Annotated in this window: 19 protein-coding genes and 3 pseudogenes; 10 read left to right on the forward strand and 12 right to left on the reverse strand. The window is 67.6% G+C overall.

What is annotated here, in order from left to right:
• The first annotated feature begins 11 nt into the window (after nt 1-11).
• From G6N57_RS10970 to G6N57_RS10980, 3 genes and pseudogenes are all read left to right on the forward strand, one after another.
• Nucleotides 12-1,274 carry an MBL fold metallo-hydrolase gene (locus G6N57_RS10970; protein WP_077740429.1) on the forward strand — a complete coding sequence of 421 codons (1,263 nt, stop codon included), beginning with the start codon at nt 12-14 and terminating at the stop codon, nt 1,272-1,274.
• On the forward strand, nt 1,271-2,020 hold the full coding sequence (locus G6N57_RS10975; protein WP_077740430.1) for an SDR family NAD(P)-dependent oxidoreductase: 750 nt from the start codon (nt 1,271-1,273) through the stop codon (nt 2,018-2,020). The genes G6N57_RS10970 and G6N57_RS10975 overlap by 4 nt, the downstream gene beginning before the upstream one ends.
• Nucleotides 2,021-2,023: 3 nt before the next feature.
• Nucleotides 2,024-2,970, forward strand: a pseudogene (locus tag G6N57_RS10980) (LLM class flavin-dependent oxidoreductase).
• 1 nt (nt 2,971) lies between these two features.
• Here G6N57_RS10980 and G6N57_RS10985 read toward each other — a convergent pair.
• Nucleotides 2,972-3,565, reverse strand: a complete 594-nt coding sequence (locus G6N57_RS10985) for a class I SAM-dependent methyltransferase (protein ID WP_077740431.1) — start codon at nt 3,563-3,565, stop codon at nt 2,972-2,974.
• 4 nt (nt 3,566-3,569) lie between these two features.
• Complete coding sequence (locus G6N57_RS10990; RefSeq protein ID WP_077740432.1) at nt 3,570-3,995, reverse strand: pyridoxamine 5'-phosphate oxidase family protein; 426 nt, start codon at nt 3,993-3,995, stop codon at nt 3,570-3,572.
• 56 nt (nt 3,996-4,051) lie between these two features.
• On the opposite strand from G6N57_RS10990, the gene G6N57_RS10995 reads away from it, so the two are divergent.
• Together G6N57_RS10995 and G6N57_RS11000 are read left to right on the forward strand one after the other, a co-directional pair.
• Nucleotides 4,052-5,041, forward strand: a complete 990-nt coding sequence (locus tag G6N57_RS10995) for an LLM class F420-dependent oxidoreductase (RefSeq protein ID WP_077740433.1) — start codon at nt 4,052-4,054, stop codon at nt 5,039-5,041.
• A gap of 115 nt (nt 5,042-5,156) precedes the next feature.
• Nucleotides 5,157-5,543 (forward strand): hypothetical protein, encoded by a 387-nt coding sequence (locus G6N57_RS11000; RefSeq protein ID WP_133118391.1) that lies wholly within the window; start codon nt 5,157-5,159, stop codon nt 5,541-5,543.
• A gap of 14 nt (nt 5,544-5,557) precedes the next feature.
• On the opposite strand, the gene G6N57_RS11005 is transcribed toward G6N57_RS11000, so the two are convergent.
• Together G6N57_RS11005 and G6N57_RS11010 are read right to left on the reverse strand one after the other, a co-directional pair.
• A complete protein-coding gene (locus tag G6N57_RS11005) occupies nt 5,558-5,935 on the reverse strand; it encodes an SgcJ/EcaC family oxidoreductase (protein WP_077740435.1) in 378 nt (125 codons plus the stop codon).
• Nucleotides 5,922-6,635: an SDR family NAD(P)-dependent oxidoreductase gene (locus tag G6N57_RS11010; RefSeq protein ID WP_077740436.1), complete on the reverse strand. Its 714-nt coding sequence runs from the start codon at nt 6,633-6,635 to the stop codon at nt 5,922-5,924. The genes G6N57_RS11005 and G6N57_RS11010 overlap by 14 nt, the downstream gene beginning before the upstream one ends.
• Nucleotides 6,636-6,751: 116 nt before the next feature.
• Between G6N57_RS11010 and G6N57_RS32025 the strand changes: the two genes are divergently transcribed.
• Nucleotides 6,752-7,684 (forward strand): LysR family transcriptional regulator, encoded by a 933-nt coding sequence (locus tag G6N57_RS32025; RefSeq protein WP_234815858.1) that lies wholly within the window; start codon nt 6,752-6,754, stop codon nt 7,682-7,684.
• 42 nt (nt 7,685-7,726) lie between these two features.
• Here the strand turns inward: G6N57_RS32025 and G6N57_RS11020 are convergent.
• The 5 genes and pseudogenes from G6N57_RS11020 to G6N57_RS11040 all read right to left on the reverse strand — a co-directional run.
• Nucleotides 7,727-8,761: pseudogene (locus tag G6N57_RS11020) on the reverse strand (YbfB/YjiJ family MFS transporter); the annotation flags it as partial.
• Between the two features lie 152 nt (nt 8,762-8,913).
• On the reverse strand, nt 8,914-10,041 hold the full coding sequence (locus G6N57_RS32030; RefSeq protein ID WP_234815859.1) for an alpha/beta fold hydrolase: 1,128 nt from the start codon (nt 10,039-10,041) through the stop codon (nt 8,914-8,916).
• Nucleotides 10,038-10,760, reverse strand: coding sequence for a flavin reductase family protein (locus tag G6N57_RS11030; protein ID WP_077740441.1), 723 nt, complete (start codon nt 10,758-10,760; stop codon nt 10,038-10,040). Before G6N57_RS11030 ends, G6N57_RS32030 begins: the two co-directional genes overlap by 4 nt.
• 13 nt (nt 10,761-10,773) lie before the next feature.
• A complete protein-coding gene (locus G6N57_RS11035; RefSeq protein ID WP_077741893.1) occupies nt 10,774-11,616 on the reverse strand; it encodes an MBL fold metallo-hydrolase in 843 nt (280 codons plus the stop codon).
• A gap of 8 nt (nt 11,617-11,624) precedes the next feature.
• A complete protein-coding gene (locus G6N57_RS11040) occupies nt 11,625-12,533 on the reverse strand; it encodes an alpha/beta hydrolase (RefSeq protein WP_077740443.1) in 909 nt (302 codons plus the stop codon).
• An 83-nt stretch (nt 12,534-12,616) separates the two neighbouring features.
• Between G6N57_RS11040 and G6N57_RS11045 the strand changes: the two genes are divergently transcribed.
• The 4 genes and pseudogenes from G6N57_RS11045 (at nt 12,617) to G6N57_RS11060 (ending at nt 16,330) form a co-directional block, all read left to right on the forward strand.
• A complete protein-coding gene (locus tag G6N57_RS11045) occupies nt 12,617-13,423 on the forward strand; it encodes a helix-turn-helix domain-containing protein (RefSeq protein WP_077740444.1) in 807 nt (268 codons plus the stop codon).
• A gap of 143 nt (nt 13,424-13,566) precedes the next feature.
• Entirely contained in the window at nt 13,567-14,289 is a 723-nt protein-coding gene (locus tag G6N57_RS11050; RefSeq protein ID WP_077740445.1) for a hypothetical protein, read from the forward strand.
• Nucleotides 14,290-14,378: 89 nt separating this feature from the next.
• Nucleotides 14,379-14,723 (forward strand): cupin domain-containing protein, encoded by a 345-nt coding sequence (locus G6N57_RS11055; RefSeq protein ID WP_077740446.1) that lies wholly within the window; start codon nt 14,379-14,381, stop codon nt 14,721-14,723.
• A gap of 88 nt (nt 14,724-14,811) precedes the next feature.
• Nucleotides 14,812-16,330 (forward strand): annotated as a pseudogene (locus G6N57_RS11060) (cytochrome P450).
• Here G6N57_RS11060 and G6N57_RS11065 read toward each other — a convergent pair.
• The 3 genes from G6N57_RS11065 to G6N57_RS11075 form a co-directional block, all read right to left on the reverse strand.
• A complete protein-coding gene (locus G6N57_RS11065; RefSeq protein ID WP_077740447.1) occupies nt 16,308-16,655 on the reverse strand; it encodes a VOC family protein in 348 nt (115 codons plus the stop codon). The pseudogene G6N57_RS11060 and the gene G6N57_RS11065 overlap by 23 nt on opposite strands.
• Complete coding sequence (locus G6N57_RS11070) at nt 16,652-18,301, reverse strand: DNA repair helicase XPB (RefSeq protein WP_075919227.1); 1,650 nt, start codon at nt 18,299-18,301, stop codon at nt 16,652-16,654. Before G6N57_RS11070 ends, G6N57_RS11065 begins: the two co-directional genes overlap by 4 nt.
• 71 nt (nt 18,302-18,372) lie before the next feature.
• Complete coding sequence (locus tag G6N57_RS11075; RefSeq protein WP_165777804.1) at nt 18,373-19,800, reverse strand: alpha/beta hydrolase; 1,428 nt, start codon at nt 19,798-19,800, stop codon at nt 18,373-18,375.

Raw genomic sequence — 19,800 nt, forward strand, 5'->3', positions numbered from 1 at the left:
GAGGATCCCCGATGGCCACTGACACTCCGGAACCCGTCTACCGCACCAGACCCGGCGCCGACGCCCTCGCACCCGCGGCAGCCGAGCAGGCCGAGCAGATCGCGCCAGGGGTGTGGTGCTCGCCCGGTCTGTCGAACTCCTACCTGCTGACCACCGACGACGGCCGGGTGATCGTCAACACCGGAATGGGTTTCGAGGGGCCGGTGCACCGCGCCAACTTCGACGCCGTCGACCTGTCGCCGGTGCGCTACATCATCTTCACCCAAGGCCACGTGGATCATGTCGGGGGACTGGACAGTGTGCGTGATCCTGACACGCAAGTTGTCGCCCAGGCGAACTGGACCACCTGGCGCGACGACAACGACCGCCTCATCCCGTACCGCGCGAGCCGCAGCGCCTTCGCCTTCAGCGACAAGCTGGCCACCGGTATCCAAGCCATCCAACGACGGCTCGGCACCCGGCACCTTGCGGGTCAGAGCGTGCCGACGGTCGATCTCGACTTCGAGGACACGCTGACCCTCGAAGTCGGCGGGCGGCGCATGGAGCTGATCTCGGTACCCGGCGGCGAGACCACCGATTCCCTGGTGGTCTGGTTGCCCGACGAGGGGATCTGCCTGTGCGGAAACACGTTCGGGCCGATCTTCGGGCACATCCCCAACCTGGTGACGATGCGCGGTGACCGGTACCGCGACGCGCTGACCGCCGTCGCGTCGGTCGAGCGGGTCCGCGCGCTTCGGCCCGAGCTGCTGGTGACCGGGCACTTCGAGCCCATCGCCGGGCGGCAACGCATCGACGCCGAACTTGCCCGGCTACGCAACGCGATCCAGTACATCCACGACGAGACCGTCGCCGGGATGAACGCCGGCAAGGATGTCGGCACGCTGATGCGGGAGATCACCCTGCCCGCGGAGTACGAGGTCGGCCAGGGTTACGGCAAGGTGGCCTGGGATGTGCGGGCCATCTGGGAGAACTACTCGGGGTGGTTCCACCACCGGTCCACCACCGAGCTGTATCCCGTCGGGTCCGATGCCGTCGCCGCCGACCTGGTCGAGCTGGCCGGGGCCGAGGCGGTTGTCGGGCGGGCCCGTGCGCACCTCGAGGCCGGCCGCCCGCTGCACGCCATCCACCTGGCCGAGCTGGTCGGGCCGGACGGTCCGGGCGCCCGCGACGTACTCCGGCAGGCTCACGAACACCTGCTCGGTGAGAGCACCAACTTCTGGGAATCCGCATGGCTCAGAAACACTCTGAGCCAACTGGCAGCGAGGAACTCATGACCGCACGAGTCAGTTTCGATTTCACCGGGACCACCGCACTGATCACCGGCGGCACCAGCGGGATCGGGCATGCCACCGCGACGTTGTTCCGCGACGCCGGGGCGGAGGTGACCGTCACCGGCACCAAGCCGGCCGCAGCCGATTACGACACCGACCTGTCCGGCATGACCTACCGGCAGTTGATGATCACCGACACCGATTCGGTGTACGCCCTGACGGAGGGCTTGGACCGGCTCGACGTGTTGGTCAACAACGCGGGTGCGAATTTCCCCGGGGGCCTTGACGAGTCGAAGCCGGACGGGTTCGACGCATCGGTGGCGGTGAATCTCACCGGGCCGTACCGCTTGATGATGGGTTTGTACCGGGCGCTCAAGGCCTCCGCTGCGCAGGGCGGCGCCAGCGTCGTCAACCTGGCATCCATGTCGGCCCTGCGTGCGGTGCCACTGGTGCCCGGCTATGGCGCTGCCAAGGCCGGGATCATCTGCGTCACGCGCAATCTCGCGGTGAAATGGGCCGACAAGGGCATCCGGGTGAACGCGGTGGCGCCCGGTGCGATCGACACGCCGATGACCGCACCCATGCAGTTCGCACCCGAACTGGTGGATGCCGAACTGGCCCATATCCCGCTGCGCCGTTTCGGGTCAGTCGGTGAGATCGCGCCCGCGATCGCCTTCCTGTGTACCGAGCAGAGTGCCTATACGTCCGGCACTGTCCTCGTCGTCGACGGTGCCTCGGACTGCGTGTAAGTCATGACACTGACCGTACTGCGATTCAATTTCGCTTCTCCACAAGGAGATCCACGCACCCAGGGTCGGCTGCTGTCGGCTGCTCTGGAACTCGCGCAGTGGGGTGAGTCCCGAGGCATCACATCGGTGAGTGTCGACGAACACCACGCCACCGGGCACGGCTGGAGCTCCAATCCGATACTGGCCGCGGGGATGTTCCTGGCCCGCACCTCGACGCTGATCGCCAGTGTGGACTGCGCGCTCGGGCCGCTGTGGAATCCGGTCCGGCTGGCCGAGGACATCGCGCTGGTGGACAACATGAGCCGCGGCCGGTTGTTCACCACCGTCGGTCTTGGCTACCGCGAGATCGAATACCACTCGCTGGGAGTGGATTTCAACGAACGCGGCCGGCTGATGGACGAGCTGCTGACCAAGATGCTGTCCACCTGGGCCGACACCGGAAGCCGGACCAGCCGCATCCGACCCTGTTCGTCGGGGGCGGGGTACGCGCCACGGCGCGTCGCGCGGCTCGGTTCGGGCTGCCGCTCAGCCTGGTCGACCACCTGCCGGAGCTCGCGGCGTATTACCGCGAGCTGTGTGAACAGCAGGGTGTCACGCCTGTGGTCCTGATGCCCGGCCCCGTCAACCGCGGCATGATCTACCTGCACGAAGATCCTGACCGGGCCTGGGCCGAACTCGGCGAGCACATTCTCTGGGAAGCGGTCACCTACGGCGGCTGGTCCACCGCCCAACGCTCGTTGATGCACCTGCCTGGCGTCAGCACGCTGGATGAGGTGAAAGCGTCTGGACGGTACCGCTTTCTCACCCCGGAGCAGTTGATCGCCGAGATCCGCGAAGCCGATCAGTACGGGCCGCTCGTCATGCATCCACTGGTCGGCGGCATGCCCGTCGAGGCGGCCTGGAAATCGGTCGAGCTGCTCACCGACAAGGTGCTGCCCGCGTTGGCGTGAGTCAAACCGAATGAGCGAACAGATAATGCCGCGCCCGGCTGTTGCCGTTCTGGTCCAGTGCCGGCTCATCCCCGCTGGAGAGCAGCGTCCAGCCGTCCTTGAAGCGGCGTTGCACTTCGTCGAATCCGATGCCGGGCACACCCATCGACGAGCCCGGGATGAAAGCGATGATCAACAGTTGCGCACCGGGGGCGGCGACCGCACCGACCTCCCGCACGTAGGCGTCGCGGTCTTCCGAGCTCATGCCGTGCAGGCAGCCACTGTCGATGACCAGTTGGTAGCCGCCCCCGATACCCGATGAACTCAGTTGTGTCACATCGGCTTTGACGAAGTTCACGGGCAGTCCGGCGGCCTTGCGGCGGGCCTTCTTCAACGGTTTGGCCACAAAGTCCACGCCGGTGACCTGCCAACCGTGACGGGCCAGGTAGACCGCGTTGTCCCCGGTGCCGCAGCCCAGATCGAGCGCGGTCCCGGGAGACATCGGGTGGGTGGTGCCTTCGACGAGCTTGGTCAGGCTGTGCGCCAACGGGTGGCCGTCCCAGGGCGTGAACCCGAGCCGGTAGAGCCACCGGAACAGCCGTTGGCGCGAGCTCATGGCGTCACAGCGACCCCAGGTCAGACGACAGCCAGTGCTCGGGCTTGAGGTAGATGGTGACGCCCTCACCGTGCTCACGGCGGGCGAACTCCAGATACGGCTCCACCTTCTCCGGCGGCAGGTAGCGCTTGGTCATCTCGACGAGCTGCTCGTCGGTGGACGGTTCGATGCGGCTCACCGCACCGTCGACGGCGACGTACCGCACCGATGGCTCGAGCCGCTCGGCCATCAACGAGAAATGCCCGGCGGCCTCGATGAGCCGGTGCTTGCGGGAACCCAGGCCGGTTTGCACCCACGGTTCCCCGCCGGGGGTGTACTGGTACCAGATGGGGACGGTCAGCGGACCGCGCTTGTCGCCGGCGTACACAGAGAGGGCGGCGATGTGCGGTTCGGCCAGAAACTGTTCGCGTTCTTCCTTGGAAAGGGCCATAAAACTCAGGCTAGCCTCGTCCCACGGCACGCGTCGGCGTCGTAGAGTCGGGGTCCATGCGCTTCGGACTCTTCATCCCGCAGGGCTGGCGCCTTGACCTCGTCGACATTCCCACCGAAAACCACTGGCCGGTGATGCGTGACCTGGCCGCCTATGCCGACGCAGGCGCCTGGGACTCGCTGTGGGTCTATGACCACTTCCACACCGTTCCGGTGCCGACCGACGAGGCCACCCACGAGGCCTGGTCGCTGATGTCGGCGTACGCCGCGACGACATCACGGATCAAGCTCGGCCAGATGTGCACCGCCATGAGCTACCGCAACCCGGTCTATCTGGCCAAGATCGCCGCCACCACGGACATCATCTCGGGTGGCCGGGTGCAGATGGGCATCGGCGGCGGCTGGTACGAGCACGAATGGCGGGCCTACGGCTACGGTTTCCCGTCGGCCGGGGTGCGGTTGGGCCGGCTCGACGAGGGCGTCCAGATCATGCGGGACGCCTGGCGTGACGGGCGGGTCAGCTTCGACGGTAAGCACTACCAGGTCGACGGTGCGATCGTCGCGCCGAAGCCGTTGCAGGACAGCGGTATCCCGATGTGGATCGCCGGCGGTGGGGAGAAGGTGACGCTGCGGATCGCGGCCAAGTACGCGCAGTACACCAACTTCACCTCCGAGCCCGACGGATTCGCGCACAAGTCCGAGGTGCTGGCCGGGCATTGCCGGGAGGTCGGAACCGACTACGACGCGATCGTGCGGTCGGCCAACTTCAACGCCGTCATCGGCGACTCCGAAGCCGACGTCGCCGACCGCGTCGCGCGGTTGCGGGCCCGGCAGGCGCCGGTGGCCGGCGAGGCCGCCGTCGATGCCATGCTCGCCAACGCCACCGCGCCCGAATCGGCAAGTGGAACCCCCGAGCAGGTCATCGAGAAGCTGCAACGGATGCGCGACCTCGGGTGTGAGTACGCGATCCTGTACTTCCCAGAAGCCGCCTATGACCGGTCCGGTATCGAGCTGTTCGAGCAGAAGGTCATCCCCGCGCTGAGCTAGCCGCCCGCAAAGGCCGTCAAACGTACAGCGCGTGACCGGCAGATGACCAGAGGCGATATCTCGGGTTACTCCTGTGTGGTCGCTGTGAGCCGGGTGGGTGCTTCATGATCCCCACGTGACGCTGATATCACGGGAATTCGGGAGCGGGAGCACCTCCGCACCGACAGTCGGGGCCGATGTGGCCGCGGTGCTCAACCCCCTGCCGCGCATGGTTTCTCGCGCGGCAGCTGCCGCTGACTGTTCCAAGCCCGTGCACAGCGCTGACATCGCCCAATCGCGGCTGTTCGAGGAGATTCTGGTCGGCGAAATCGCCGAGCTGCGCGACCATCTCGCCGCCACCGAACTGCGGTGGCGGCGGGTGCGGGAGCGCAGCCGCGTGGCCGATGCGCCGATGCCGGAAGCCCTGGTCCGGCTGCACGCGCGGATCGCCGAGGCAGAGCGTCTCCTGGTCCAGCTGCGGGGCCGGTTCGGCTACGACGGAGATTCACTCCGGGTGATTTAATCTCCGGCTCCGCTTCAGTGCGCGGGAGACTGCGGCACCGGGCTGACCTGGTAATGCGCGATGCGCCAGGTTTCACCGGAGCGGGTCACCAGCACGCTGAGGTTGAGGCGAACGGGATCCTGGTCGCGGAACGCGAATTCCGCTACCAGGTATCCCAGCACCACATCGGCGGCGAGCCTGCGGGTTTCGTTGATCCGGTAGTCGACCGTCATTCCTGCCGGTTGGGCGTCGTAGTAGTCGAACACTCCTTGCGGGCCGACGCTGTAGGGGCGCAGGCCCTGAAAGATGGCGTCGGCGGTGAACACATCGGCCACCCGCCGGGGGTCGTGGCCGGCGATGCCGGCCTGCCACTCGTCGAGGACCCCGCGTAGAACCTCTTCAGTGCCCGGCACTTTGGCCTCCGTCCACGTGCAGGATCTCGCCGGTGACGAAGCCGGCTTGCTCCAGGTACAGCACCGCGTCGACCACATCGTCGATGTCGCCCATGTGGCCGACCGGATGCAGCGCCGACAGGAACTCATGGGTTTCGGGTGCGTGCATGGGGGTGCGGATGATGCCGAGTGCGACGGCGTTGGCCCGGATGCCGCGGGTGCCGTACTCGACCGCCAGCGCTTTGGTCGCAGCGTTCAGCCCGCCCTTGGTCAGCGATGCCAGTACCGACGGCACCTGCGAGTTGGCGTGGTCGACGAGGCTCGTGGAGATGGTCACCACGTGCCCGCCCTCGCCGTGTGACTCGATGGCGGCGATCCCGGCGCGGGTGAGTTCGAAGAACCCGCGTTGGTTCACGCCGGTGACGGCGTCGTAGTCGGCATCGGTGTACTCGGTGAACGGTTTGGCGACGAAGATGCCCGCGTTGTTGACGATGGTGTCGACGCGGCCGAAGCGCTCCAGGGCGGCGTCGATCACCTGCTTGCCCACGCCGGGCTGCCCGATGTCGCCGGCGACCGCGAGCACCATCGGATCGTCGCTCTCGCCGATGGTGCGGGAGTTGGCGACGACGGCGTAGCCCAGCTTGCGGTAGCCCGCGACCAGGGCCTCGCCGATGCCCTGCGAGGCGCCGGTGATGACTGCGACGTGCGGTGTGGTGTTCATGAGGTGGTCCTTTCTCGTCCGATGCCCTGCTCAACGTGGTCGCGGTGCCTGGTGATGTCCGCTGAATGGGACCTGTCGGCTCCCTGGTGGGAGGCTGCGCCTACTACGCTGCAACGGTGGAGCTACGTCAGCTGCGCTATTTCGTCACCGTCGCCGAGGAGCTGAACTTCGGCCGTGCCGCCGAGCGGCTGCGGATCGCCGGCCCGTCGCTCTCGCAACAGATCAAGGCACTCGAGCGCGACCTCAAGGTGCAGCTGTTCGACCGGGACCGGCGCTCTGTCGCCCTCACCGCGGCCGGCACCGCGCTGCTGCCGGGGGCGCGGGCGCTGATTCAGCAGGCCGACGAATTGCGCAGGAGCGCAATGGGAATGGCGACGACAGAGCCGGTGCGCGTCGGATACGTCAACTGGTGTCCCGGAGATTTGGCGGAGCGGGTCGCAGGGCTGGCGCAGTTGCGCGTGGACACCTGGGTGATGCCGTCGCACACCCAGGCGGCCCGCGTCGCCGACGGCAGCCTCGACCTCGCGATCTGCTGGGTGCAGAACAGCGACCTGAACGCGTTGGGACTCGACGCCCGGCTGATGGGCGTCGACCGGCTGTACGCCCTGTCCGCCGGGCCGGACGATACGCCGGTGAAAGCCGCCGATCTGCTGGTGCTGGTTGATGCCGACGCCTCCAGCTGGTCCTCATGGAACCGGTACGGCGAGCAGTTCGCCGCCGATACCGGGGCACGCGTCATGCGCACCGACGACGGCGGAGTGACCGGGCCGACCTTCTTCGAGCACGTGCGGGAACTGCGGCGGCCGGTGCTCAACAACCCGAAGGGACAGGACGCGCCGCTGCCCAAGGACCTGGTCCGGCGCCCGGTGCTGGCGCCGGTCCCGCTGTGGACCTGGTCATTGGTCTGGCGCCGCGATGAGGACAGTCCGGCCGTGCGGGCCGTGATCGACGCCTTCACCCGCAGTGTCGGGGACCTCGGGGTCGGGGACACTGGAGCGTGGTTGCCCGCTGACGACCCGTATCGCGAGCGCGGCACCGGCGGCCAGTAGCACCACGACCGCCCCGGCCGCCAGGGCGGGCCGAAATCCGTTGTGCACGAACGGTGACACCGCGACCGGTCCGATGATCTGCCCGACGGAGTAGCCGGCGGTCAGCAGTGCCACGGCGCCTGGGAACTGCAGCAGCCGCCCCGCGGCCAGGGCCAGTGTGCTGATCCCGATGAAGGTGCCGCCGAACAGGACGGCACCGATCAGCGCGGCGAGTCCGCTTCCGGTGCACGCCAGGATGATTCCGCCCGCCTGCAACAGTAGGGCGACGGTGAGCAGAACGGGGTGGGTGTAGCGCGAGCTCAGCCGCGCCCACAAAGCAGCGGACGGAACCGCCGCCAGACCGACCACCAGCCACGCGCCGGTGCCCAGCCGGCCCGGCGAGTGCTGCGCGATGGCCGCCACCAGAAACGTGCCGGCGATGATGTACCCGATGCCCTCGAGGGTGTAACTGCCGAACAGCAGAGCGAACGGGCGGCGCGCGGTATTGCGTTGATCGCCAGTTGTTTTGGTGCTTTCGCTGGGTCCGGCGGGGAGCATGAACCAGGCGGCGGCACCCAGCAGCGCGGTGAGACCGGCGGCCAGCCACCACGCCGTCTGCCAGCCAGCGTGCCCCGGGAGACCGAACACGAGCAGCGCCGACAGGGCGATACCGATGCCGACGCCCCCGAACGCCCAGCCCGGCAGATGCGGCGGGTGATCGTGCAGGTGATCCAGCACCGTGTTGATGGCGATGACGAACACCAGAGCGCTGGCCACCCCGGCAACCAGACGCAGCGCCGCCCAGCTGAACACGTTGCCGGTCAGGGGCATTGCCGCCAGGCTGACCACCAGCGCGATGAGCGACACCCGGCAAGCGGTGACCGACCGGGAGAGCCGGGGCGAGCACGCGCCGGCCACCGCGCCGATGAGATACCCGACGTAGTTGGCTGTGGCCAGATGCCCGGCCGCCGGCGTGCTCAGACCCGCGTGCGCGGTCATCAACGGCAGGATCGGGGTGTACGCGAAACGCCCGATCCCCATCGCCGCGGCCAGGATCGCGGCGGTGCGCGCGACATGCATCCAGGGGTGATTGCGCATCCGTCCATGGTGTGGCGCGACCGGCCGGGCTTTCCACGATCAAAAGCCTCGTAGGTGGGAGGCGCGACCTCCCAGCCGCCGGCTGCCGTCGGGCAGTGGGCCGGACTGGGGAATCTGGCCGGTGACGAAAACCTGGTGCGCGAGCGCGCTCATCATGCCTCCTTGAGGAAATGCGTTGGCGGGAGGACTCCGGCGAGTCGGTTCCGGATCTCGGCAGAGAACCGCAGCACGGCTCCCAGCGGTCGGTGGTGGATCGCGGCGGAGACGACGTGTCCCTCGGTGTCGCGTTCCAGGATCGTGATGCCCCGGATCGCCATACCGCCGAAAGCCGTTGCCCGCCATTGGACATAGCTCGTGGAACCGTCGGTGGTCTCCGCGGTGAAATCGAGCGTCTCGTAGATCGAGCTCGCGGTGGCCATCACGGCGGCCACCGCCTCGCGGCCGGAGATCGGTTCTGCGAGGGTCGTGGCGTCGAGCACCACACCGTCGGCGAAGGCCTCGGCGAAGCTGGCCTGCGACTGCTCGGCGAATGCGCGACGCCAATCCGCGGCCGTCGCGCCACCTGCGATGTCGTCGGCAAACCCCACGATCGCGGAAGCGACCTCGCTCGCGAACTCGACGTGCACCCAGTGCCCGCCGGCGTCGATCACCCGTTCACGGGCATCCGGGAAGCGTGGGGTGATCGTCGAGACCAGTTCGTCGGTGACGAAGGAGTCCGCCCTACCTCGGATCACCAGTACCGGCCCGGTGAAATCACTCGTCCGCGGCGCATCCGGCACACCGTTGTTCCAGAGATCCACATAGCGGCTCACCATGTCGGGGTGTGCCGACTCCCCGGCGTGGGTCAATCGATCGAGTTGCTCGTCGGTGAGGGCCGGGGACAGGGCGGATCGTGCCGCGCGTTGGGCATCGGGTTCACCGCCCAAGGCCCGGAAGGGGCGCAGGGCCTTGTCAGGGAGTCGGGTGCCGCCCAGCGGGACTGGGGTGAGCAGCACCAGCCCGGTGACCTTGCCGGCGTGACCGGCGGCGACCAGTTCGGCGACCTGGGTGCCCAGGCTCTGTCCGACGACGAGGACCTCGGAGTCGACGTCATCGAGCAGCTGGCCGGCTTCGGCGGCGAGCGCCGCCAAGGTCAGGTGCGGGATCGGTTCGGCGGCCCGGGCGCCGAACCCCGGCAGCTGGTACCGAACGGCGGTCACGTCGTCGGGGAGTTCGGAAACCAGGTCGTCCCAGACGTTGACGTCGTCGAGGAAACCGTGGATGAGCAGTAGAGTCCTCATTTCGCAGCCGCCTTCGTCGCGCCGGATGGTGACCATGCGGCGGTGTCGATGGGTGAGAAGTCAGTTGCCTTGCCGTCCAGCCGCTCGGCGCGCTGGACGGCCAGTGTCTCGGCAAGTCCCTCGGGCAGCGGGGTGGTGAAGATGTTGTCGACCATCGTGTATTCACCGGCGAGGCGGCCGAATGCATTCAGCGCGGCGACGTCGATGCGCCCCCGCGACAGGTACAGGTCGTCGCGCACGTGGATGCGCGTCACCCGGCCCCACACCACGTGGTCGGGCAGCGGCGGCATCGGAATGATGCGGTCCACGACGCACTCGAACGAGATCGGTGACTCCGCGATGCGGGGCGCCGAGATGGTTTCCGACGGCGCCTTGGTCAGCTCGAGCGCCTCGAATTCGTCAACACCGGAATCGAATTCGAATGCGGACTGGTGGACGGCGTCGGCCTGGGCGATCGTGGCGACGTTGACGACGAACTCGCCGGTGTCACGGATGTTGACGAAGGTGTCCTTGAGGGTGACGCCGTCGGAGCGCGGCTGTAGCGAGATGGACAGGATCGGCGGCATCCGGCCGACGACGGTGAAGAACGAGACCGGCGCGATGTTGCCCACGCCCTGGGGCGAACTGGTGCTGACCCAGGCGATCGCGCGGGGCAGGACGCTGCCGATGAGCAGCTTGTAGCTGGAGGTGGGATCGAGGTCGTCCACATCAATGATCATGTGAAGATTCCTTTCAAGACAGCAGGGCCACGGCGCTGTACCAGACGGGGCCGACGTTCAGCCGGTCCGGGTAGAGCCGGGTCATATAGTCGAAAAACTCGCGAGGGCTGGGCTTTCCGGCGATCAGCCGCTGCGCGTCGAGCAGATAGTCGCGGGTCTCGGCGAGGATGGCCGGATCGTCGGGAAGCTCTTTGTTCTTGTGCCCGGCGACCACCGCCCGTGGGCGTAGCTCCGCCACCTTGGTGAGTGCCTGCAGCCACGACTTGATCCCGCCGTGGTCGCTTTCCAGCAGGTACTGGTGTACGCCGTTGTAGGCGACGTCGCCGGCCACCACCAGCCCGATCGAGGGCACGTGCAGCACCGTGGTGTCGTCGGTGTCGGTGTGGCCGACCTCCACCGGGATCAGGCGCTCACCATCCAGCAGCAATCCTTCGGACGGAACAGGTTGGTAGACAACCGGGCTCGGTGGGATCTGGTCGGGAAAGTCGACGTCCCACATCTGCGCACGGCCCTCGACGGCCTGCTCGTGCATTTTCGAGATGGTGCCCTCGGTGGCGTAGGCGACCGCGTCGGGGAATTGCTGCAGCAGCTGGTCGGTGCCGAACCAGTGATCGCCGTGGCCGTGGGTGGCGTAGACGGATTTCAGTGTCCTGCCGGAGTTCTCGATCCACTCGGCAGTGCGGCGGATCTGATCATAAGTGAACGGCGGGTCCACGAGCACCGCGTCGCGCTCACCCAGGATGAGGGTGGATGCCACCGGCGAGGAAACGATGGGGCTGCCGTCGGGCAGTCGTTGTTCTCGGTGGCGCGGCAGGCCGTCATGGACCATGACCTCGTAGCGCAATGCGGTCATCATGTGTCCCTTCATAATTCGGATCGGGTGAGATGCTGGGTGAACCAGTCCTTGGCGGCACCGGCGGCCTGGTCGAACTTGTCGAGATAGGGTTCGAAGTGTCCGCCGGGAATGGTCACGAGCTTCTTGGGCTCCAGTGCCCGCTCGTAGGCGGCGAGCGCCACGTCGGCGACCGTGACGGTGTCCTGCAGGCCGACGATCATCAGCAGCGGGGTCGGCGAGACCCGGTCGACCCAGATGCCCGGCTCGTACATCCGTGCCGCGCGCGATGAGCGGACGGTCATGCAGTTGTGCCACACGGTCTCCGGCGTGGTCGGCTGGGTGTAGAAGGCGATGGCATCGGGCGACCGGTACGCGGCCGGGACTCCCGGATCGTCGCTCACCACCGCCTGCAGGGTCGGAGGCTCGCCGCGGAACTCGGCCCGGTCGTTCTCGATGAACTGGGCTTGCAGGTTCGCGACCTGATCGGGCGGCACCCGGCGCAGGCTCTGCTGATAGCCGCTGATGGTGGGCACCTGCGCCACCACCGCCCGCAATCTGCGGTCGGTGGCGCCGAGCACGATGGCGTGCCCGCCCGCGTAGCTGGTGCCCCACACCCCGATCCGCTCGGGGTCGACGTCCGGTCGGCTCTCCAGGAACGAGATGGCCCGGCGCCAGTCCGCGATCTGCGTCCAGGGGTCGACGTCGTAGCGGGGCACGCCGTCGCTCGCGCCGAAACCCCGGTGATCGTGTACCAGCACCACGAACCCGGCGTCGGCGAAGAATCGGGCGAATCGCTCCAGACCGTGCTCCTTCACCCCGGCGAACCCGTGGGCCATGGTGATCGCCGGATGCGGTCCCGGGCCGGTCGGCTGGAACAACCATCCGCGCAGCGTCACGGCGCCTTCGCCGGTGAACTCGATGTCGTGTCGTTCGCTCATGCCTCTACGCTGGGCGCTCCCGACATCGGGTGGGAACGCCACGTTGATCCTGGTATCGGTAGGGACAGGCTTACGCTCAACAGGTGGCGGCGAAGAACAATGCCCTGGGCGACTACCTGCGGTCCCGGCGCGAACAGATCCGCCCCGAGGACGTCGGCCTCCTCGGTGGTTCCCGGCGTCGAGTCGCCGGACTGCGCCGCGAGGAACTCGCATTGTTGGCAGGCATCAGTTCCGATTACTACCTGCGGCTCGAGCAGGGCCGCGACAAGAACCCGTCTGCGCAGGTTCTCGAGGCGCTCGCCCGGGCGCTGCAACTGGACATCAAGGGCACCGAGTATCTGCACCAGCTGGCCGGCCAGACCGGAACCCATTGGGAACAAGGTGATCTCGAAGAGGCGGTGGACGGGCTGGACGAGCTGATCGACCAGTTCCCGATGCCCGCGATCGTGGCCAACAGGTATCAGGATGTGCTGGCGGCCAATGCGGTTGCCAGGGCCCTCGCCCCGGCATTCGAGCCCGGAGAGAACTTCCTGAGATGGCGGCTGCTCGAGCCGGCCGCGCGCGATTTCTTCGTGGATTGGGATGAGGCCACCGATATCGCGGTGAGCGGGCTACGTGAGGTTGCGGGCAGTTATCCCGACGACCCGTGGCTGCGTCAGATGATCGACGAACTGTCTTCTGCCAGTGAACGATTCCGTGAGCTGTGGGCGCGCGCCGATGTCGGGTACCGCCCGGGGATCACCCACGTGCGTCATCCCCGGGTCGGTGAGCTGTACCTGCACCGCAACCGCCTGCACGTACCCCACTCGGGCGGTCAGCACGTGATCACCTTCCGTGCCGACCCCGGCAGTGCCTCGGAACGGGCGCTCGAAGAGCTCCGCTCCGGATAGCAGCTGAGCCTGCCCCTGCTGCTCCCAGGATCGGTGGGATATCCCCAGCCGGTTCCGGTCCGCGCCACGGTGGAGAAGTCCACCTATCAGCGCCACTGCGGAGCCGACACGGGAATCCGGTCATCACGAAGGAGCTCAGAGAAATGAAACTGCTCGACGAAGTCATCGCAGCCTACGGAGGATTGGATCGCTGGAACGAGATCGAATCCATCCGCATCCACCAGACCATCGGCGGAGCGCTCTGGAAGATCAAGGGCGTCGACGGCATCCTCGACGAGTCGATCGTCGAGATCCGTCCCAGGGAGCAGCGCGCTTGGCACAGCCCGCTGCCGCGCCCAGGATTTCGGTCGTCGTACAGTCCGGCGCGCGTGCAGATCGAGACGGATGAGGAGTCGCCACGGGTCGTGGAGACCCTGTCGTCGCCCCGCGAATCTTTCGCCGGGCACACGCTCGAGACGCCGTGGACGCACCTGCAACTGGCCTACTTCGCCGGCTACGCGATGTGGACCTACCTGTCCGAGCCGTACTCGCTGACGTTTCCCGGTGTCGAGACCGAGGAGCTCGGTGCGTGGCGCGAGGACGGGGAGACCTGGCGTCGGTTGGGCGTGCGCTACCCCGACAGCATCGCCACACACAGCGCCGATCAAACCCTCTATGTCGACTCGGACGGGCTGATCCGCCGGCGTGATTACCGCGTCGACATCGCCGCTGATTCCCCGGCCGCGCACTATTCGCGCAACCATCTGATGGTCGACGGCATCGTGTTGCCGATGAACCGCATCGTCTACGTCGCCGACGATGCCGGGTATCCGCTGCGCGACATGGTCACCGTGACAATCGACATCGATGACGTCACGGTCACCTGAGACTCCTTGTGGGTGATCCAGTCGGGCTCCGTGAGGGCCGGCCGCGGATTCGCCGTGTGCGGCCGCCGGAAGTGGCACGATCAGTGGATATGGAGAAGATCTCGCTCACCGCGATCGCCCGTCAGCAGTTGGCCTCAGCCCGCACGGCCAATAGCGGACGCAGTGCTCACACCGTCTACGGCGGGCATGAGCACCAGCTGCGCCAGACCCTGATCGCGATGACCGCGGGCACCGGGCTCGACGAGCATGAGAGCCCGGGTGAAGCGACGCTCCAGGTGATCGAGGGCCGGGTCAAGCTGGCCAACTCCGAGGCCAGCTGGGAAGGTTCGCCCGGCGATCACATCGTGATTCCGCGGACGCGGCACAGCCTGCACGCGCTCGAGGATTCGGTGGTGCTGCTGACCGTCGTCAAGGCCATGGGGCCGCACACCTGAGGTTGACCCTGGCCTCAACCCGATACCGGCGGTACTGTATACCCCGAGTCCGGGTCAGTTGCCCGGCGCTCACCGGGGAGGTGGCCGGATGACTGTGCCCAGCGCAGAAACTTCGCAAGGCACGTGCCCAGTTCGTGGGGCCGGGGCATTGCACCCACCGCGCTGGGCGCCGACGCCGGTGCGTTGGCAGCGCACCGAGGTCGGCTACCTCACATCGTGGTGGCTGGCCCTCAAGGCGATCCGGGCCGGCTACCGGCACACCATCTACGAGTACGCCACCGAACTGCCGGGCCAGGACGACATCGTCGTCGCCCGCACGCCGTTGGCCAAGTTCGTTGTGGTGCGCAATCCCGACATCGCCCGTCACGTGCTGGTTTCCAATCAGGACAACTACGCCAAGAATGCCGAGTACGACCTGCTGGCGGTGGCGTTCGGGCGAGGTCTGGTCACCGATCTCAATGATGAACTGTGGCAACGCAACCGGCGTTTGGTCCAGCCGATCTTCGCCAAGCGGCAGGTGGATGCCTTCGCGCCGCAGATGACCGATGCGAGTGTGGCCGCAGCCCGGCGCTGGGAGGCGAACCTGGCTGCCGGTCAACCGGTGGACATCGCCGCCGAGATGAACTACGTGACCTTGGACATCATCGCCCGCACGATGTTCGGCATCGAGCTCAACGGCAGGCTCGCGGAACAGATGCGCACAGACTTCGCCCGTCTGCTCACGCTTTTCGGCTACGGATTCCTTCTCGGTGCGGCCCGACCGCTGCGCCGGATCGCCGAGGGGTTCTCGTCACCGCGGTTCTCGATCAACGCGTTGCGGCGCGGCGCGTGGCTGGTGGCGCCCAGGGCTCGGCGCGGCTTGCGGCGCATCGAACGCTTCATCGATCAGCTGATCGCCGACCATCGAGCGTACGGACAATCTGCTGGCGCTGCTGATCGCCGCCGAGGATCCCGAAACCGGTTACCGCTATAGCGATCTGGAGATCCGCGATGAGGTCATGACGTTCCTCGGTGCGGGCTTCGAAACCACCGCGGCGGCACTGGCGTGGACCTGGTACCTGCTGTCGCAGAACCCCGACGCCCGCGACCGGCTGGGACGTGAGCTCGATGATGTGCTCGGCGGTCGGGAACCTACCGCGGACGATGTCGAGAACCTGCCGTGGACGCAGGCCGTGGTGGCCGAAGCGATGCGCGTCTACCCGCCCATCATGGGCGTGGCCCGGGTGGCGAAATCCGATGACGTGCTGGGTGATTACCCGATCAAGGCCGGTACCAGCGTCGCCATTCTCACCCACAGCGTGCACCACAACGGCCGGGTGTGGGAGAACGCCGACAGCTACGATCCGGCGCGGTTCCTGAAGGAGAACCTGGACGGACCGCAGCGTCGCGCCCAGATGCCGTTCGGGGCGGGCCGGCGGATGTGCATTGCCTCGGGTTTCGCCAGTTTTGAAGCCACGCTGGTGATCGCCACCCTCGCGCAGCGTTTCGAGCTGGACCTCGTGCCGGGTCAACGGTTACGCCGCGAGCTGACCTTTACCGGTGGCCCGGACGGTGAACTGCTGATGACAGTGCGCAGGCGCGCTGTCAGCGGTGGGTCAGCACGTTGACCACGTTGCCCGCCGCGTCGGCGAAGAAGAACCGCCGTACACCCCACTCCTCGTCGCTGAGCGGATGCACGATCTCCACGCCGGCCTCGACCGCGGCGGCATACGCGGCGTCGACGTCGTCGACTTCGATCGACACCGACGGATTCACCGGTGCGGTGGCGTCCTTGGTCATCAGGCTGACCTGATGCCGAAGCTCGGCATCGGCCAGGGTGACGATCCAGCCGTGGTTCATCACCTCGGTCAGGCCCAGCGTCTGGGTGTACACCGCTGCGGTCGTGGCGAGGTCCGACACCGTGAGTACCGGCATCACCCGCAGCACGGTCATATCGCCGGGCCCAGCAGGTCGTCGGCGTCCTTGATCACGTAGCCGTAGCCCTGCTCGGCCAGGAAGCGCTGCCGGTGCGCGGCGTACTCCGCGTCCAGTGAATCGCGCGAGACCACCGAGTAGAACACCGCCCCGCCGCCGCTGGCCTTGGGTCGCAACAGCCGGCCCAGCCGCTGTGCCTCCTCCTGGCGGGAGCCGAATGTGCCCGAAACCTGAACGGCGACAGACGCTTCCGGAAGGTCGATGGAGAAGTTCGCCACCTTGCTGACCACCAGAGTGGAGATCTCGCCGCGGCGGAACGCGTCGAACAGGGCCTCGCGCTCGGAGTTCTTCGTCGACCCCTGGATCACCGGGGCGTTGAGTTCCTCGCCCAGCTCCTCCAGCTGATCCAGGTAGGCGCCGATCACCAGCGTCGGCTCACCGGGGTGGCGCTCCAGGATCGAGCGGACCACCGCGATCTTGGTGTGCACCGTCGAGCACAGCTTGTAGCGCTCCTCGGGTTCGGCGGTGGCGTACAGCATCCGCTCGTTGTCGGTCATCGTCACCCGCACCTCGATGCACTCGGCGGGAGCGATCCAACCTTGCGCCTCGATGTCCTTCCAAGGTGCGTCGTAGCGCTTGGGCCCGATCAGAGAGAACACGTCGCCCTCGCGGCCGTCCTCGCGGATCAGCGTCGCCGTCAGGCCCAGCCGTCGCCGGGACTGCAGGTCGGCGGTCATCCGGAACACCGGTGCCGGCAGCAGGTGCACCTCGTCGTAGATGATCAGGCCCCAGTCGCGGCTGTCGAACAGTTCGAGATGCTTGTACTCGCCTTTGGTGCGGCGGGTGATCACCTGGTACGTCGCGATGGTGACCGGGCGGATCTCCTTCTTCTCACCCGAGTACTCGCCGATCTCGTCCTCGGTCAGCGAGGTGCGGGCCACCAGCTCGCGCTTCCACTGCCGCCCGGCCACGGTGTTGGTGACCAGGATCAGCGTCGTCGCTCCGGCCTTGGCCATCGCGGCCGCACCGACCAGAGTCTTACCGGCGCCGCAGGGCAGCACCACCACACCGGAGCCGCCCGCCCAGAACGAGTCGGCGGCCATCTCCTGGTAGTCGCGCAGCTGCCAGCCGTCCTGGGCCAGCTCGATCGGATGCGCCTCGCCGTCGACATAACCGGCCAGGTCCTCGGCCGGCCAGCCGATCTTGAGCAGCATCTGCTTGACCCGGCCGCGCTCGCTGTTGTGCACGATCACGGTGTCGTCGTCGATGCGTGCGCCCAGCATCGGGGCGATCTTCTTGTTGCGCAGCACCTCCTCGAGCACCGCCCGGTCCAGGCTGACCAATGTCAACCCGTGCGCCGGGTGCTTGATCAGCTGCAGCCGCCCGTAGCGGGCCATGGTGTCGACGATGTCGACCAGCAGTGGCTGCGGTACGGGGTAGCGCGAGAAGCTGACCAGCGCGTCGACCACCTGCTCGGCGTCGTGGCCGGCGGCACGGGCGTTCCACAGCGCCAGCGGCGTGATGCGGTAGGTGTGTACGTGCTCGGGGGCGCGTTCGAGCTCGGCGAACGGCGCGATCGCGGCGCGGGCCGCCCCGGCCTGCTCATGGTCGACCTCGAGCAGCACCGTCTTGTCGGACTGCACGATCAGTGGGCCGTCGGTCATGCGGGAGATCCCATCCACTCATCGCGCTCATGCCGGGTAAAACTCATCCCGCCCATTATTCCGAATCCGGGTCAGCGGGGCGCGGCGCCCGTCGGCGCGGGCGGCGGTGCACCGCCGGACGGCAGCGGCACCTGCGGCACCCCGGGGGTGCCGACGGCGCCCGCCAGCCACGGCAAGGTGGTGGTCAGCACCTGTTCGGCGAACGGCCAGTCGTGCTTGCCCGGCACAGCGGTGATCGCACAGCTGATGCCATGGCGGCGGCCCAGGTCGCACAGGGTGTGCGCGGCTTCGGTCTGGTCGCCCGGATTACCTCCGGCGTCCTGCCCGCCGAGGCCGACGGCGTCCGGATTGGCCGGGTGTGACCCGCGTTTTTTCGGGGCGTCCGAGGAGATCACGAACCAGCCGGACACTCCCTGGTACCGGCCGTGCTCGTCGATCACCGTGGCCGGGTCATAGGTGGACCACGCCGCGGCGTCTCCGCCGTAGAGCCTGGCGATGGTCTGGTCCTTGGTGCCGGCGTTGGGTCCGATGTCACCGGCGATGTCGACGAATGAGCTGAACAACTCGGGATGCATCACGGTCAGGTCGACCGCGCAGGTTCCGCCCATCGACCAGCCGACCACACCCCAGCCGGCGTCGCGCACCCCGAAGTTGCCGGTCATGAACGGCGGCACGTCCTTGGTCAGGTGGTCGGCGACGTTCCCGCGCGGTCCGTTCACACATTCGGTGTCGTTGTTGAAGGAGCCGCCGACGTCGACGAAGACGAATACCGGGGTAGTGCCGCCGTGGTCGGCTGCGAAGTTGTCGATCGTGGCGATCGCGTTGCCGCTGCGTGCCCAGTCGGCCGGGGTGTTGAACTCCCCGGCGATCATCATCACCACGGGAAGCTGGGGCGCCGACGCCGCGAACCAGGCCGGCGGCAGGTACACGAGTTCGTCGCGGTGTTTGAAGCCGGATTCGTCAGGCGGAATGGTGACCGACACCAGCTCACCGTGGGACGGGATGTCACCTCGTCGGCGTTGGTCGAGCGCGGTGGCCAGATCGGTCTCGCCGGGCAGCGGGCCCGCTGTCACCTCGTTCCACAGCGCCGTGACCGTGGGGAAGTAGCCGACCCACAGGTTGACCGCGACGCCCACGCTCAGCAGGCACAACGGCACCGCGGCCACCGCGGCGGTCCGCCGGCGCCAGTGGCTGCCGCGCCAGCCCAGTGCCAGCACGGCCACGGCCAATCCGGTCAGCCCGATCCAGATCCACAGTGCCGCGGGTGCCGGATCGCCGGCCAGCCCCTGCGAACGGACGAACCAACGGGCCCACACCGTCAGGCCCACTCCGACGGCGATCGCACACGGCAGCAAGATCATGCGCCAGCGCCGGTTGCGCCATCCGATCGCCGCGAGCAACGCCACGGCCGCCAGCGCCTGCAACGCCGGGGGCAGCCACCCGTGCAGCAGCGACACTCCTCGGTATGCCGGGGGCACCTGGTCCGCTGCCATCAACAT

This window comes from Mycolicibacterium boenickei (assembly GCF_010731295.1).
Taxonomy (GTDB): domain Bacteria; phylum Actinomycetota; class Actinomycetes; order Mycobacteriales; family Mycobacteriaceae; genus Mycobacterium; species Mycobacterium boenickei.